Here is a 14,916-nt window from a genome sequence, read left to right as displayed (position 1 = left end):
CGAGGAACTGGGCGCGGCGGTCACCGCCGAAGAACTGGGCGCGGCGGTCACCTCCCCGGAGTCAGTGGCGGAGGCGGAGCGAATCCAGCAGGAGTTGCGGCAGCGCCTCGACCTGGATGACTGCCTGGACGTCGCGCCGAGGCTGGTCGCCGGCGTGGACGTGTCGTACCACAAGGACTCGTCGCGAATCGTCGCCGCCGCCGTGGTCATCGACCTGGCCACCGGTGCCGAGGTGGAGTCGGCCGTGGTACCCGGTCAGGTGAGCTTCCCGTACGTGCCGGGGCTGCTGGCCTTCCGGGAGGTGCCGATCCTGTTGACCGCGCTGGGCCGGCTCGACCATCAGCCCGACGTGGTGGTCTGCGACGGGTACGGCGTCGCCCATCCCCGGCGGTTCGGGCTCGCCTGCCACCTGGGCGTGCTGACCGGGCTGCCCACCTTCGGGGTGGCGAAGACGCCCTTCGTCGGTGCGTACGACGAGCCGGGCACCCGGCGGGGCGACTGGTCGCCGCTGCGCGAGGGCGACGAGGTGCTGGGTCGGGTGCTGCGTACCCAGACCGACGTCAAGCCGGTGTTCGTCTCCGTCGGCCACCGCACCAGCCTCGACCTAGCAACCAGGATCACGCTCGACCTCAGCCGCCACTACCGCCTGCCCGAGGTGATCCGCCGAGCCGACTTCCTCTCCCGCGAAGCCCTCCGCTGACCGCGGCATTCCTATGTCGAGTAATTCTTGGACACTTTCCGTTAGCGAATAACAGGAAATGTCCAAGATCTCGACGCACCTGGGGGAAATCTCACCAGTGGTGGACCGGGACGGCGGGGGACGACAGCATTGCGGCATGTCGGATGCGTACGTCGTGGGCCAGCCGGACGGGCTGTCGCCGCTACAGGTCGAGTTGCGCGACGCCATCGCCCGTGAGTTGCACGCACAGCTCGCACTGCGGTCCGAGCGCATCGAGCTGTCCGACGTACCGGAGGTCGCCTACCAGGTCACCCTGCGAGTGAACGAAACGCTGCGGCGGCACCGGCCGGTGTAGGCGTCTTGCGGGTCAGAGGCCGCCGTAGGAGTGCAGGCCCTCGAAGAAGATGTTCACGCCGAAGAGGTTCATCAGCACGGTCAGGAAGCCGAGGATGGCCAGCCAGGTGGCGGTGCTCCGGCGCACGCTCGGCGTGGCGCGGGCGTGCAGGTAGCCGGCGTACACCACCCAGGAGATGAACGCCCAGGTCTCCTTCGGGTCCCAGCCCCACGGGCGGCCCCAGGCCGCCTCGGCCCAGATCGCCCCGGCGATCACCGCGAAGGTGAAGATCGGGAACGAGAAGGCGTGCAGCACGAAGGTGAGCCGCTCCAGCCCGGCCGCCGCCGGCAGCCGCTTCGCCAGGGTGTACGGGAAGCTGCGCCGGCCGTCCTCGTAGCCGGCCCGCATCAGGTACGCCGCCGCCGGCACCACGCCCAGCAGGAACAGCCCCGACGCGAAGACGATCGTCGACACGTGCACGATGAACCAGTACGAGTTGAGCGCCGGCACCAGCGGCACGATCGGCGTGTAGAGCACCAGTTCGGCGGTGGCCACCAGCAGCACCATCACCAGCGTCAGGAACAGCCCGAGGCGGCGCAGGAACGGCCACTTCACCAGCACGGTCAGCCAGGCGGCGACCCCGATGAACGAGACCGTGAGCACGAACTCGTACATGTTGCCCCACGGCATCCGGTCGGCCGCGAGGCCGCGGGTGACCAGGGCCGCCAGGTGCAGCGCGGCGGCCACGGCGGTCAGCCCGACCGCGATCCGGCCGCCCAGCTCCGCCCGCCGCGCGGTGCGCTCGGCCCGACTCGGCGCCGCCGGACTCACCACAGCAGCACCGACCGACGGCGACCCGTCGGCGAGATCATCGGCGCTCCGGCCGTCCGCAGCGACGCCGTCCTCACCCGGGCCGACCACGGCCGGGCCGTCCGCGACGGTCGGGCCCGCGCCCACCCCCGCGCCGACCAGCTCGCGGGCCGGTGCCGCGACCGCCCTGGCGCGCGAGTTGCCCAGGGCGTACTCGACGGCATGACTGATCATCGCCAGCAGGTAAACCAGCGTGGCGATCGACACCAACTGATCGGAGAGTGCGGACATCACTCGGCTCCTTCCCGCGCCCGGGCCGGCGCGCCCGGGTCGGTGCCGGCGTCACCGGATCGTCCACCGATCGCGGTGACCAGTTGGGCGAACTCGGCGGCGAACCCGGGATGCTCGGTACGCGGCAGACCAGCCACCTCGACCAAACTACTACCGCCCGTCGGAGATCCACCGTCGGGGTCACCCGGAGCGGCCGGCAGCAGCCGGACGAACACCCGCCGACGCCTGACGAACAGCGAACCCATCAGCCCCAGCACCAGCCCGATCGAGCTGACCAGCAGCAGTGTCATGCCCGGGTCGTGGCGTACGGAAAGCGTGATGAACGGGCGGGTACCCAGGAACTCGACAGTCGTGCCGTCGTCCAGCGTCCAACTCTCACCAATCCGCAGCTCCCTGGCTCCGATCTCGGTGAGCCGACCGTTGCGCACCTGCCGCTGGTCGAGCTGGTAGACCGAACCGGGGATGCCGCCGTCCAGCCCCAGGTTGCCCCGGTAGGCGATCAGACCGAGCAACGGGTTCCGCTCGGTCGGATACTCGGAGCGGTCACCCGGAGGATCCTGCGGGGCGGTCGGCAGGTACAGGCCGTCGAAGGCCATCTGAAGGTCTGGATTCCGCTCGCCGGTCTCCGGATCGACGTTGGCGTCTGGGAAAGCGGCCAACCCTTCGCTGGTCAGCCCGATGTCACCGGTGCTGAGGAACGGCACGGCACTGGTCTGGCTCCGGCCGAACCGGTCGGTGTAGCGGATCACCGGGGCGTACCCGTGCCCGAGCAGGTAGACGTTCGCGCCGTCGAGACGCAGCGGCGAGTTGACCGAGAACTCCTCCGCGCGTGGCGCACCCCCGTCCTCGTCGACGGTCACCTTCGCGTTGTAGAACGCGGGCTGACCGGTTTCCAGGAAGCGGGCGTCGAACTCGTCGAGCTGCATGCAGAACCGGGGCAGGTTGTCACCGACGCGCGGGCCAAGCTTGGCCTCGGCGTACTGCTGGCGGGTGTTGCAGAAGACCTGGTCCGCTCCGGCGACCAGCAGCCGGTTGCCGTGCCAGCCGTACCAGGAACCGAGCGCCACACCGACCAGCACCAGCACCATCGAGCTGTGGAAGATCAGGTTGCCGGTCTCCTTGAGGTAGCCCTTTTCGGCGGAGACCTCGTCGCCGCGTACCGTCACCCGCCACCGCCGTCGCCGCAGCGTCTCCACGACCGCCGCCGCGCCGCCCTCGGGCGCGGGCACCACCGCGTGCTGCGGCAGCCGCTCCAAGCGTTTCGGTACGGCCGGCGGACGGGCCCGCAGCGCCCGGACATGGTCCCGCAGCCGGGGCGTGATGCACCCGATCAGCGAGGTGAACAGCAGCAGGTAGATCGCGGAGAACCAGACCGAGCTGAACGCCTCGAACGCGCCCACCCGGTCGAGCAGCGGGGCCAGGTCGGGGTTGGCGGTGTAGAAGTCGCGTACGTCCTCCGGGTTGACCCCACGCTGCGGCAGCACCGAGCCGGGGATCGCCGCGATGGCGAGCAGGAAGAGCAGCACCAGCGCGGTACGCATGCTGGTCAGCTGCCGCCACGAGTTGCGCAGCAGGGCGAGCAGCGGGTTGGGGCGGCGCCGGGGCGCCTCGGCCGGGGTGGCGGGCCGGTCGTCCACGGCGGTCATCAGATGCCCACCTCGAAGTTGCCCACCCCGACGGTGGTCTGCAACCAGATCACCACGTTGGTCCAGCCGCCGGTGACCAGCGCCAGCCCGATCAGGATCAGCAGCGCCCCGCCGATCCGGGTGACCCAGCGGCTGTGCCGGCGTACCGTCCGGAAGACCCCCAGCAGGCGGTTGAAGCCCAGCCCGAAGACGACGAACGGCAGGCCCAGCCCGAGGCAGTACGCCACGGCCAGCACCACCGCCCGGTCCGTCTGCCCGCTGGTGGTGGCCATGCCGAGCACCGCGGCCAGCGTGGGCCCGGTGCACGGCACCCAGCTCAGCGCGAACACCGCACCGAGCACCGGCGCGCCGAGCAGCCCGGCGGCGGGTAGCCGGTTGATCCGGAACTCCCGCTGGAACCCGGGCAGCGCACCGAGGTAGCCCAGACCGAGCACGACGATGAGCCCACCGACGATGATCTCCAGTGTCCGCTCGTGGTCGAAGAAGACCCGGCCGACCCCGCTGAACAGGACCGCGGTGGCGGTGAACACGACGGTGAAGCCGGCGATGAACAGCAGCGTCCCGGCCAGCACCCGACCCTTCACCGCCGGGACGACCCGGCTGCGCTCCCGTACGGCCGTGCCGACGCCACCGCCACCGCCACCTGGTGACTCTGCGGGCGTCGGCTCCTGCCGGCCTTCGAGGTCCGCGCCGGCCAGGCCGGTGACGTACGAGAGGTAGCCGGGCATCAGCGGCAGCACGCACGGCGACAGGAAGCTGACCAGACCGGCCAGCGCCGCCGCGCCCAACGCCAGCAGCAACGGGCCGGACTCGGCGAGCTGACCGAACGTCCCGCCCATCAGCGCTGACCGGCCGGCGCGGGTGTCTCGGCGGCGATCCGCTCGACGATGGGTTGCAGCCCGTCCTGTCGGACCGCCGCCCGGATCACCGTGGCGATGCGGCCCTCCCGGTCCAGCACGACGGTGGCCGGGATGGTGTTCGGCGGGATGTCCATGTCGAGGGCGAGCCGGCTGCCCGGGTCGAAGATGCTCGGGTAGCTGACCCGGCCCTCCTCGAAGGCGATGGCCTTGTCCCGGCTGTCCTGCACGTTGATGCCGAGGAAGGTCACCCCGGAGTCCTTCGTCGCCTGGTAGGTGTTCTCCAGGTCGTCGGCCTCGGCCCGGCACGGCGCGCACCAGGAGCCCCAGAAGTTGACCACGACGACATTGCCCCGCTGGTCGGCCACGTCGTAGGAACCGCCGGCCAGCAGCTCACCGGCGATCTGCGGGGCGGCGGAACGCTGCTCGGGGGCGCACTCGACGATGCCGCCGGCGCTGTCGCAGGCGGACTCCCTACCGTCGGCCGTGCAGCCGGTCAGGACCACCGCGGCGGTCGCGGTGGCGAGCAGGCCAGCGGCCAGCCTCCCGGCACCCATCTCAAGCCCCCTTGGCCGTCCGCGCGGTCGGCGACATCGCCACCAGGTGCGCGGCCGGCTCGGAGTAGCCGATTCCGACGATCTTGGCGCCGTCGAAGTGGAAGGTGGTGAGCGAGGCCAGTCCACACTGCCGGCGACGTGGGTCGTGCCACAGCCGCTTGCGTTCCACGTAGCGGCGCAGCGTCCAGATCGGCAGCTGGTGGGAGACCAGGACGGCCTCCCGGCCCTCGGCGGCGATCCGGGCGGCGTGCAGCGCGGCGAACATCCGCTCGGCGATCGCCCGGTACGCCTCGCCCCAGGACGGGGTGACCGGGTCACGCAGCACCCACCAGTTGCGCGGGTCGCGGAACGAGCCGTCGCCCGGAGAGACCTTCTTGCCCTCGAACCAGTTGGCGCTCTCGATCAGCCGCTCGTCCACCCCGACCGGCAGCCGGAACTGGGCGGCGATCGGCTCGGCGGTCTGTTGGGCGCGTTCCAGCGGGCTGGCCGCCACGTGCACGACCTCGCGTTCGGCGAGCCCCTGCGCGGCGGCCTTGGCCATCTGGACGCCCAGTTCGCTGAGGCGGAAACCAGGCAGGCGGCCGTAGAGGATGCCGTCCGGGTTGTACACCTCGCCGTGCCGGAGCACATGGACCACCGTCTTGCCCATTACTACCCCCCGTGACCTGCCGCCGCCGCCGCGTTGGCCGCCGTCGGCAGCGCGGCGGCGATCTGTTCCAGGGCGGCATCGTCGATCGCCGCCGAGACGAACCAGGACTCGAACGCGCTCGGCGGCAGGTAGACGCCGGCGGCGAGCATCGCGTGGAAGAACGCCTTGAACGCCGGCACCTGCTGGGTACGGGCGCTGTCGTAGTCGACCACGTCGGCGTCGGTGAAGAAGATCGAGAACATGTTGCCGGCGTACGACAGTCGGTGTGGAACCCCGGCGGCGGACAGCGCGTCGGTGGCGAGCCTGCCCACCGTGGCGGCCGTGTCGTCCAGCCGGCGGTAGAGCGCGTCGTCGGCGAGCCGCAGCGTGGTCAGCCCGGCCGCGCAGGCGAGCGGGTTCCCGGAGAGGGTGCCGGCCTGGTAGACGGGACCGGCCGGCGCCAGTCGCGACATGATCTCCGCGCGCCCGCCGAACGCCGCGGCGGGCAGCCCACCGCCCATGACCTTGCCGTACGTCCACAGGTCCGCCTCGACCGGGTCGAGTCCGTGCCAGCCGGCACGGGAGACCCGGAACCCGGTCATCACCTCGTCGACGATCAGCAGGGCACCGTGCGCATGCGCGATCCGGGCCAGCTGTGCGTTGAACCCGTCGCGGGGCGCGACCACACCCATGTTGCCCGGTGCGGCCTCGGTGATCACCGCGGCGATGTGCTGACCCTCGGCGGCGAAGGCCGCCTCGACGGCGGTCACGTCGTTGTAGGGCAACACGATCGTCTCGCTGGCCGCCGCGCCGGTGACCCCCGGCGAATCGGGCAGGCCCAGGGTGGCCACGCCGGAGCCGGCGGCGGCCAGCAGCGCGTCGACGTGCCCGTGGTAGCAGCCGGCGAACTTGATGATCTTCGAGCGGCCGGTGTGACCCCGGGCCAGGCGGATCGCCGACATGGTCGCCTCGGTACCCGAGTTGACCAGCCGGACCTGCTCGACCGGGGTACGCGCGACGATCTCGTCGGCCAGCTCGACCTCGCCGGGGGTGGGCGTACCGAAACTGGTGCCGTTGGCGGCGGCGGCCTGCACGGCAGCGACCACCTCGGGGTGGGCGTGGCCCAGGATCAGCGGACCCCAGGAGCAGACCAGGTCGACGTAGCGGCGACCGTCCGCGTCATGGAGCCACGGGCCCTCACCTCGGACCATGAAGCGTGGGGTGCCGCCGACCGCCCGGAAGGCGCGCACAGGGGAGTTCACCCCGCCCGGCACGATGGCGCAGGCGCGGTCGAACAGGGCCGCTGAGGCCGGCGCGTCGACCGGGTAGCGGTCGGAGCCGGCGGTAAACACCTCGGTCACGATGCCGCCATTGTGTCAGCGCCCGGCTGCGGATCGGCAGCCACCCCGGCTTGGGGTTACCGGGCTCACCCCCGGCACGCTGCGCCGGGACGGCACGCCTCGACAGGCCGGGCGACGGAGATCGCGATAGGCTGACCCGGTGGATCGTGCCGAACTGTCCATCACCGTACACCGAACGGGCGACGAAGCCGTGCTCCGCCTTGCCGGTGAGATCGACATGCAAACGGCCGCCCAGCTGTCGACCGTCGTCAACGAGGTTCTCACCGAGCCCCCGCCCCGGATCGTCCTGGATCTCGGGGGCGTGACGTTCTGCGATTCGCAGGGTCTGGGCACCCTGGTCGTCCTCAGCCGCAAGGCCAGCCACGCCCAAGCCCTGCTCGTGCTGACGAACGTCGGCGAGTTCCTGCTCCGCGTCCTGGACATCACCGGCCTACGCAGCGCCCTGATGATCCGCAACGACACCCCCACCCCCTGATCCACCCCCTCACCCCCACTGACGCGCGTTGATCACGAGGTTAGCAGCGATTTCGATCTTCAAATCGCCGCTAACCTCATGATCAACGGGGAGGGCTCGGGGGTGGGCGGGTTAGTCGGGGGTGGTGCCCCAGCGGGCTTGTTCCAGGAGGGTTACGGCGCGGGAGCGGGACTCCGGGGCATCGGTGTCGCGGAGCAGGGTGGTGGCCTCGTCGACGGCGTTGGTGAGCAACCGCCACTGGGCGTCGCGCTCGCGGACCATCTCGGACTGCGCGGCCAGTTGGCGGGTCTTGGTCCACAGCTCGACGAAGACGGAGACCTTGGCCCGCAGCACCCACGGGTCGAACGGCTTGGTGAGGTAGTCCACCGCACCGGCCGCGTAGCCGCGCAGGGCCAGTTGGGCGTCCCGGTCGGCAGCGGTCAGGAAGATGATCGGGACGTGCCGGGTACGCTCCCGCCGCTTGATGTGGCTGGCCGTCTCGAACCCGTCCATGTCCGGCATCTGGGCGTCCAGCAGGATCACCGCGAAGTCGTCCACGAGCAACTGCTTCAGCGCCGCCTCACCGCTCTCCACGGCGACCGACTGCACCGGCAGCCCCTGGAGGATCGCCTCCAGGGCCATCAGGTTCTCCCGGCGATCATCGACCAGCAGCGCCTTCGCCACCTGAGTCACGAACCCTCCTCGGTACGGCTGCCACTGATCCAGGTGCCCATCAGCTCGATCAGCTGGTCCAGGTCGACCGGCTTGGTGATGTAGTCGCTGGCCCCGGCCGCGATCGCCGACTCCCGGTCGCCCGGCATGGCCTTCGCGGTCAGGAACACGATCGGCAGGTCCGCGAACCGATGGTTACGCCTGATCTGCCGGGTTGTCTCGTATCCGTCCTGATCGGGCATCATCGCATCCATCAGGACGATATCGACCTCCGGGTGTTCGGCCAACAGGCGAACCCCGTCGGCGCCGTTGTCGGCGTACAGCACGGTCATGCCGTGCAGTTCGAGCGCGCTGGTCAACGCGAAGACGTTACGCACGTCGTCGTCGACGATCAGCACGGTCGCACCGTCCAGCTGACGGGTCTTCGGTGCCTCGGGTGCCTCCGACAGCAGCTCCATCGGCGGCATCAGCAGCGAGGACGGCAGCCCCGCCCGCTGCGGTGACGGTGGGGCGGGTGCCACCACCGCGTCCGGCGCCAGTACGTCGGGCAGGTAGAGCGTGAACGTCGATCCCTGACCGGGTGCCGAGGCGACCGTGATGGTGCCACCGATCAACCGGGCCAGATCGCGGCTGATCGACAGGCCCAGCCCGGTACCGCCGTACCGGCGACTGGTGGTGCCGTCCGCCTGCTGGAACGCCTCGAAGATCAGCGACAACTTGTCGTCGGAGATCCCGATCCCGGTGTCGATCACCGTGAAGGCGATCACCTGCCGGGCGTTCGTCAGCGCCGGCACGTCGAACACCGCGTGCTCCGGCGCCCGGGAGATACGCAGGGTCACCGCACCGTTGTCGGTGAACTTCACCGCGTTCGACAGCAGGTTACGCAGCACCTGCTGGAGCCGCTGCGCGTCGGTCACCACGGCCGGCGGCAGGTCCTTGCCGATGCGTACCTGGAAGTCCAGGCCCTTCTCCTCGGCCTGCGGGGCGAACGCCTGCTCCACGTAGGTGCAGATCTCGGTGAACCGGACCTCGGTCGGCTCGACGTCCATCCGCCCGGCCTCGATCTTGGAAAGGTCCAGGATGTCGTCGATCAGGCGGAGCAGGTCCGACCCGGAGCCGTGGATCGTGCGGGCGAACTCGATCTGCTTCGGCGTGAGGTTCCGCTCCGAGTTCTCCATGAGCAGCCGGGCCAGCAGCAGCAGCGAGTTCAACGGCGTACGCAGCTCGTGGCTCATGTTCGCCAGGAACTCCGACTTGTACGCCGAGGCCCGGGTGAGCTGCTGCGCCTTGTCCTCCAGGCCCAGCCGGGCCAGTTCGATCTCCCGGTTCTGGGTCTCGATGTTCGCCTTCTGCTCCGACAGCAGCTTGGCCTTGTCCTCCAGCTCGGCGTTGGTCCGCTGCAACTCCGCCGACTGCTCCTGCAACTCGTGTGCCAGCCGCTGCGACTGGGCGAGCAACTCCTCCGTACGCCGGTTCGCCTGGATGGTGTTGACCGCGATGCCGATGGTGGAGACCAGCCGCTCCAGGAACGACAGGTGCAGCTCGGAGAAGGGCGTGACGGTGGCGAACTCGATCACGCCGAGCAGCTCGCCCTCGAACAGGACCGGCAGGATGACCAGGTCCGCCGGTGGGGTGTCCGCCAGCCCGGACCGCAGCGTGATCCGACCGTCCGGTACGGCGCCGACCCGGATGGTGCGCCGGGACAGCGCGGCCTGGCCGACCAGCCCCTCGCCCGGTCCGAAGGTCACGTCGTGCCCCCGGGACACATAGCCGTACGAGGCGGTCAACCGCAGCCGCATCACGCCCTCGGAGTTGTCCACCAGGAAGAACGCGCCAAGCTGCGCGTCGACGAGCGGTGTGACCTCCTGCATGATCATTCGGCAGACCTCGCCGAGATCCCGCTGCCCCTGGAGCAGCCCGCCGATGCGGGCCAGGTTGGAGTCGAGCCACCCCTGCTCGGCGTTCTTGTGGGTCGTCTCCCGCAGGGTGACGATCATCTGGTTGATGTTGTCCTTCAGCTCGGCGACCTCACCCTGGGCCTTCACCGCGATCCGTTGGGTGAGGTCACCCCGGGTCACCGAGGTCGAGACCCGGGCGATCGCCCGCAGCTGGGTGGTGAGCGTCGAGGCGAGCTGGTTGACGTTCTCGGTGAGGTCACGCCAGGTGCCGGAGACCCCCTTGACCTGCGCCTGACCGCCGAGCTTGCCCTCGGTACCCACCTCGCGGGCCACCCGGGTCACCTCGTCGGCGAACGACGACAACTGGTCCACCATCGTGTTGACGGTGTTCTTCAGCTCCAGGATCTCGCCCTGCGCGTCGACCGTGATCTTCTGCGACAGGTCACCGTTGGCCACCGCGGTGGTGACCGAGGCGATGTTCCGCACCTGGCTGGTCAGGTTCGACGCCATCGAGTTCACGTTGTCGGTCAGATCGCGCCAGGTGCCGGCGACGCCGCGTACCTGGGCCTGACCGCCCAGCTTGCCCTCGGTGCCCACCTCACGGGCCACCCGGGTCACCTCGTCGGCGAACGACGACAGCTGATCCACCATCGTGTTCACCGTCGACTTCAACTCCAGGATCTCGCCCCGGGCATCCACCGTGATCTTCTGGCTCAGGTCGCCCTTGGCCACCGCCGTGGAGACCTGGGCGATGTTCCGCACCTGGGCGGTCAGGTTCGACGCCATCGAGTTGACGTTGTCGGTCAGATCCCGCCACGTACCGCTGACGCCCTTGACCTGCGCCTGACCGCCGAGGTTGCCCTCGGTGCCCACCTCACGGGCCACCCGGGTCACCTCGTCGGCGAACGACGACAGCTGATCCACCATCGTGTTCACCGTCGACTTCAACTCCAGGATCTCGCCCCGGGCATCCACCGTGATCTTCTGCGACAGGTCACCGCGCGCCACCGCCGTGGTCACCGAGGCGATGTTGCGCACCTGGCTGGTCAGGTTCGACGCCATCGAGTTCACGTTGTCGGTCAGATCCCGCCACGTACCGCTGACGCCCTTGACCTGCGCCTGACCGCCGAGCTTGCCCTCGGTACCCACCTCCCGGGCCACCCGGGTCACCTCGTCGGCGAACGACGACAACTGGTCCACCATCGTGTTGACGGTGTTCTTCAGCTCCAGGATCTCGCCCCGGGCGTCGACAGTGATCTTCTGGCTCAGGTCACCCTTGGCGACGGCGGTGGAGACCTGGGAGATGTTGCGGACCTGGCTGGTCAGGTTGCCGGCGAGCTGGTTGACGTTCTCGGTGAGGTCACGCCAGGTGCCGGAGACGCCGCGTACCTGCGCCTGACCGCCCAGCTTGCCCTCGGTGCCCACCTCCCGGGCCACCCGAGTCACCTCGTCGGCGAACGACGACAACTGGTCCACCATCGTGTTGACGGTGTCCTTGAGTTCCAGGATCTCGCCCTGCGCGGCCACGGTGATCTTCTGCGAAAGGTCACCCCGGGCGACCGCCGTGGAGACCTGGGCGATGTTGCGCACCTGGGCGGTCAGGTTCGACGCCATCGAGTTGACGCTGTCGGTCAGGTCCTTCCAGGTGCCCGCGACGCCCGGCACCTCCGCCTGACCGCCGAGCTTGCCCTCGGTGCCCACCTCCCGGGCCACCCGCGTCACCTGCTCGGCGAAGAGGCGCAGCGTGTCGGTCAGCGAGTTCATCGTGTCGGCCAGCTCGGCGACCTCGCCGCGAGCACTGACGGTGATCTTCTGGGAGAGGTCACCCTTGGCCACCGCGGTCGCCACCTGGGAGATCGACCGCACCTGGCCGGTCAGGTTCGACGCCATGGTGTTCACCGAGTCGGTGAGGTCCTTCCAGGTGCCGGCGACGCCACGGACGTCGGCCTGGCCACCCAGCTTGCCCTCGGTGCCCACCTCCCGGGCCACCCGGGTCACCTCGTTGGAGAACGACGAGAGCTGGTCGACCATGGTGTTGACCGTGCGGCCGATGCGCAGGTACTCACCACGCAGCGGGCGACCGTCGATCTCCAGCGCCATGTGCTGGGTGAGGTCACCGTCGGCGACCGCCACGATGACCCGGGCGATCTCGGTGGTGGGCCGGCCCAGGTCGTCGATCAGCGAGTTGACCGCCCGCTGACCCTCCGCCCAGGAGCCGTCCAGCCCCTCCTCGTCCAGGCGCTCGGTCAGCCGGCCGTCGCGGCCCACGACCCGACTGATCCGGCGCAGGTCCAGGTGCTGCCGCTCCTGGAGCGACACCACGTCGTTGAAGGCGTCCGCCACCTCACCGGCCGCGCCCGAGCGCCGGGGCAACCGCACCTTGAGGTCACCGCCCCGGACCCGCCGTAGCGCCTCAGCCAGCTCGGTGAGGACCGCATCGTGGTCGGCGGCGGAGGTCTCCGCGGTCACCGACTGTTTCGCCGTGGTCATCATTCCTCGCTCACCTCGGGGTACACCGGCTCCCACCGGCCACCCCATCATTGTCCCCGTGACCTCGAAAACGCCACGGCACGGCGCCGTCCGACGGCAAAGAGCCGGTGGTGATCAGCTTGGCAGCGGCGGAGTGTCGGTGGAGGATACGAGGGTGTCAGCGGAGGCGGGGCCCGCGACGAGGACGGGCCCAGACGAGCACGTGCGGCGCGTCCGGCTTCCCGCCGACCGCCGTACGCCGGCCGCCGCCCGCGCGGTCGTCCGGTCCGTGCTCGCGGAGGCAGACCTGGACGAACTGCTCAACGAGGCACTTCTATTGACCACCGAGTTGTCCACGAACGCGGTCGAGCACGCCCGCACGGAACTGGACATCGAGGTCACCGCCGACCAGGCGGGGCTGACCGTGACGGTCTCCGACTTCGCCGCCGGCCCGGTCGACGAGCTGACCGTCGGGGTACGCAACCTGGCCACCGACATCGCCGAGGTCGCCGAGCGGGGGCGCGGCCTGCTACTGGTCGACCACTTCGCCAGCCGCTGGGGCACCACCTATCTGCGCACCGGCAAGGGTGTGTGGTTCCGGCTGGACCGGGCCGACCGCAAGGGGAAGGGGCCGACCACCCCCGCACCACCGGCGAGCGCCACCCAACCGGACGGCGCCGGACAGACCGCCGTACCCAGCGCCGGCGCGATGAACGCGCTGATGCAGACCACCCCCGACCCGTACGCCGAGGATCCGCTGCCGGACTTCGCCGCCGGCCTGCTGACCCGGGTGGCGGAGATGGTCGGTGCCGCCGGTGGCGTGGTGCGGCTGGACCGCGGCGACGGCCAGGGTGCCCAGGTCCTCGCCCGCTACGGCCGTCAGCCCCGGGCCGGCAACGACCTGCTCCGGGTGCCGTTGGCCGTGCACCGCCCGTACGCCGGTGAGCTGGAACTGGACGCCGCGCCCACCGCGTACGCCCAGCCGTTGGCGGTGCTGACCGCCGAGCGGCTCTCGCTGCACCTGGAGAACGACCGGCTGCGCCGGGCGGACGTACGCCGGCAGGCCTGGCTGACCTTCCTCGCCGAGGCCAGCGAGCTGCTCGCCCAGTCGCTGGACGTGGAACTGACCATGGCGCTCATCCCGCAGCTGGTGGTGCCCCGGCTCGGCCAGTGGTGCGCGGTGCACACCACCGACGAGTGGGGCCGGCTCCGGCTCGCGGCGGCCAGCCACGCCGACGAGTCGATGCTGCCGCAGTTGCACGCCATGCTCCGCGAGGCCGGCCCGGATTCCGTCCTGGCCCGGCTGCGTGAGGCCAGCCGCAACGGCACCCGCACCCCGCTCGGCGCGCCGATGGAGGGCTTCGCCGTACCGTTGATCGCCCGTGGGCAGCGCCTCGGCACGCTGGCGGTCGGACGCCACCAGCGGCACCGGCAGGACCCGGACGAGATCGCCGTGCTGGAGGACGTGGCCCGGCGGGCCGCGCTCGCCATCGAGAACGCCCGCATCCACGCCGAGCGCCGCCGGGTCGCCCAGACCCTGCAGCAGTCGTTGCTGCCGCCGGTGCTGCCGGTGGTCGAGGGCATCGGCTTCGCCGCCGAGTACGTGCCGACCGGCGGGGACGTCGACGTCGGTGGCGACTTCTACGACGTGGTGCCGCTGCCGGACGGGCGCTGGCTGGTGGTGATTGGCGACGTCTCCGGCAAGGGCGTGCAGGCGGCGGCGGTCACCGGGCTGGTGCGGGACGTGATCCGGGTGCTGGCCGGCGACGGCAAGCCGCTGCCGGAGGTGCTGGCCCGGCTCAACGAGACGCTCGTCGAGCGGGGTGCCGGCCGCTACTGCACGCTGGCGTTGGCGGCGGTCGGGCCGGGCGAGGGCGACCGGCTCGACGTCGGGCTGCACCTGGCCGGCCACGACCGGCCGGTGCTGCTGCGGTCCAGCGGCGGTCCGGCCGCCTTCGTCGGCACCGGTGGCACCGCCCTCGGGCTGCTCGACGCGATCGCCTCGCCCACCGCGCAGCTCAGTCTCGAGCCGGGCGACTGCCTGGTTTTCTACACCGACGGGGTGACCGAGCGTCGCCGGGGCCGGGAACTGTTCGGCACCGGGCGGCTGCGCGACGCCGCCGCGCCGCTGGCCGGCTACTCGGCGGACGTGGTGGCGGCCCGGCTGCGCGCCACCGCGATCAACTTCTCGGTCGAGGAACCTCGCGACGACATCGCCATCCTCGTCCTCCGCAACGACGCGCTGCCCGACCGGTGAATC

General features: G+C 70.6%; 12 protein-coding genes. 4 read left to right on the top strand and 8 right to left on the bottom strand.

Annotated features, from left to right (window positions below; all coding sequences use genetic code 11):
* Positions 1-64 precede the first annotated feature (64 nt).
* Both nfi and O7597_RS13200 read left to right on the top strand, forming a co-directional pair.
* Positions 65-700 (top strand): deoxyribonuclease V, encoded by a 636-nt coding sequence (gene nfi, locus O7597_RS13205; protein ID WP_269742677.1) that lies wholly within the window; start codon positions 65-67, stop codon positions 698-700.
* Between the two features lie 136 nt (positions 701-836).
* Positions 837-1,034: a hypothetical protein gene (locus O7597_RS13200; protein WP_269740304.1), complete on the top strand. Its 198-nt coding sequence runs from the start codon at positions 837-839 to the stop codon at positions 1,032-1,034.
* Between the two features lie 12 nt (positions 1,035-1,046).
* Here O7597_RS13200 and ccsB read toward each other — a convergent pair whose 3' ends face one another.
* The 6 genes from ccsB to hemL are packed head-to-tail and all read right to left on the bottom strand — an operon-like array spanning position 1,047 to position 7,163.
* Complete coding sequence (ccsB, locus tag O7597_RS13195; RefSeq protein WP_269740305.1) at positions 1,047-2,114, bottom strand: c-type cytochrome biogenesis protein CcsB; 1,068 nt, start codon at positions 2,112-2,114, stop codon at positions 1,047-1,049.
* Positions 2,114-3,760 (bottom strand): cytochrome c biogenesis protein ResB, encoded by a 1,647-nt coding sequence (locus tag O7597_RS13190; protein WP_281582857.1) that lies wholly within the window; start codon positions 3,758-3,760, stop codon positions 2,114-2,116. Before O7597_RS13190 ends, ccsB begins: the two co-directional genes overlap by 1 nt.
* On the bottom strand, positions 3,760-4,599 hold the full coding sequence (locus tag O7597_RS13185) for a cytochrome c biogenesis protein CcdA (RefSeq protein ID WP_269740307.1): 840 nt from the start codon (positions 4,597-4,599) through the stop codon (positions 3,760-3,762). The genes O7597_RS13190 and O7597_RS13185 overlap by 1 nt, the downstream gene beginning before the upstream one ends.
* Positions 4,599-5,174, bottom strand: coding sequence for a TlpA disulfide reductase family protein (locus O7597_RS13180; protein WP_269740308.1), 576 nt, complete (start codon positions 5,172-5,174; stop codon positions 4,599-4,601). Before O7597_RS13180 ends, O7597_RS13185 begins: the two co-directional genes overlap by 1 nt.
* A 1-nt stretch (position 5,175) precedes the next feature.
* Complete coding sequence (locus tag O7597_RS13175) at positions 5,176-5,823, bottom strand: histidine phosphatase family protein (RefSeq protein ID WP_269740309.1); 648 nt, start codon at positions 5,821-5,823, stop codon at positions 5,176-5,178.
* A 2-nt stretch (positions 5,824-5,825) separates the two neighbouring features.
* Positions 5,826-7,163 (bottom strand): glutamate-1-semialdehyde 2,1-aminomutase, encoded by a 1,338-nt coding sequence (gene hemL, locus O7597_RS13170; protein WP_281582856.1) that lies wholly within the window; start codon positions 7,161-7,163, stop codon positions 5,826-5,828.
* 139 nt (positions 7,164-7,302) lie between these two features.
* Between hemL and O7597_RS13165 the strand changes: the two genes are divergently transcribed.
* Complete coding sequence (locus O7597_RS13165; protein ID WP_269740311.1) at positions 7,303-7,638, top strand: STAS domain-containing protein; 336 nt, start codon at positions 7,303-7,305, stop codon at positions 7,636-7,638.
* Between the two features lie 111 nt (positions 7,639-7,749).
* Here the strand turns inward: O7597_RS13165 and O7597_RS13160 are convergent, their stop codons facing one another.
* Together O7597_RS13160 and O7597_RS13155 are read right to left on the bottom strand one after the other, a co-directional pair.
* Positions 7,750-8,310, bottom strand: a complete 561-nt coding sequence (locus O7597_RS13160) for a response regulator (RefSeq protein ID WP_269740312.1) — start codon at positions 8,308-8,310, stop codon at positions 7,750-7,752.
* On the bottom strand, positions 8,307-12,677 hold the full coding sequence (locus tag O7597_RS13155) for a HAMP domain-containing protein (RefSeq protein ID WP_281582855.1): 4,371 nt from the start codon (positions 12,675-12,677) through the stop codon (positions 8,307-8,309). Before O7597_RS13155 ends, O7597_RS13160 begins: the two co-directional genes overlap by 4 nt.
* A gap of 154 nt (positions 12,678-12,831) precedes the next feature.
* Between O7597_RS13155 and O7597_RS13150 the strand changes: the two genes are divergently transcribed.
* Positions 12,832-14,913 (top strand): SpoIIE family protein phosphatase, encoded by a 2,082-nt coding sequence (locus tag O7597_RS13150; protein WP_281582854.1) that lies wholly within the window; start codon positions 12,832-12,834, stop codon positions 14,911-14,913.
* Positions 14,914-14,916 lie beyond the last annotated feature (3 nt).

Source organism: Verrucosispora sp. WMMC514 (assembly GCF_027497295.1).
Lineage (GTDB): Bacteria > Actinomycetota > Actinomycetes > Mycobacteriales > Micromonosporaceae > Micromonospora > Micromonospora palythoicola.
The sequence above is the reverse complement of the archived record's forward strand: the minus strand, read 5'-3'. Positions and strand labels throughout refer to the sequence as shown.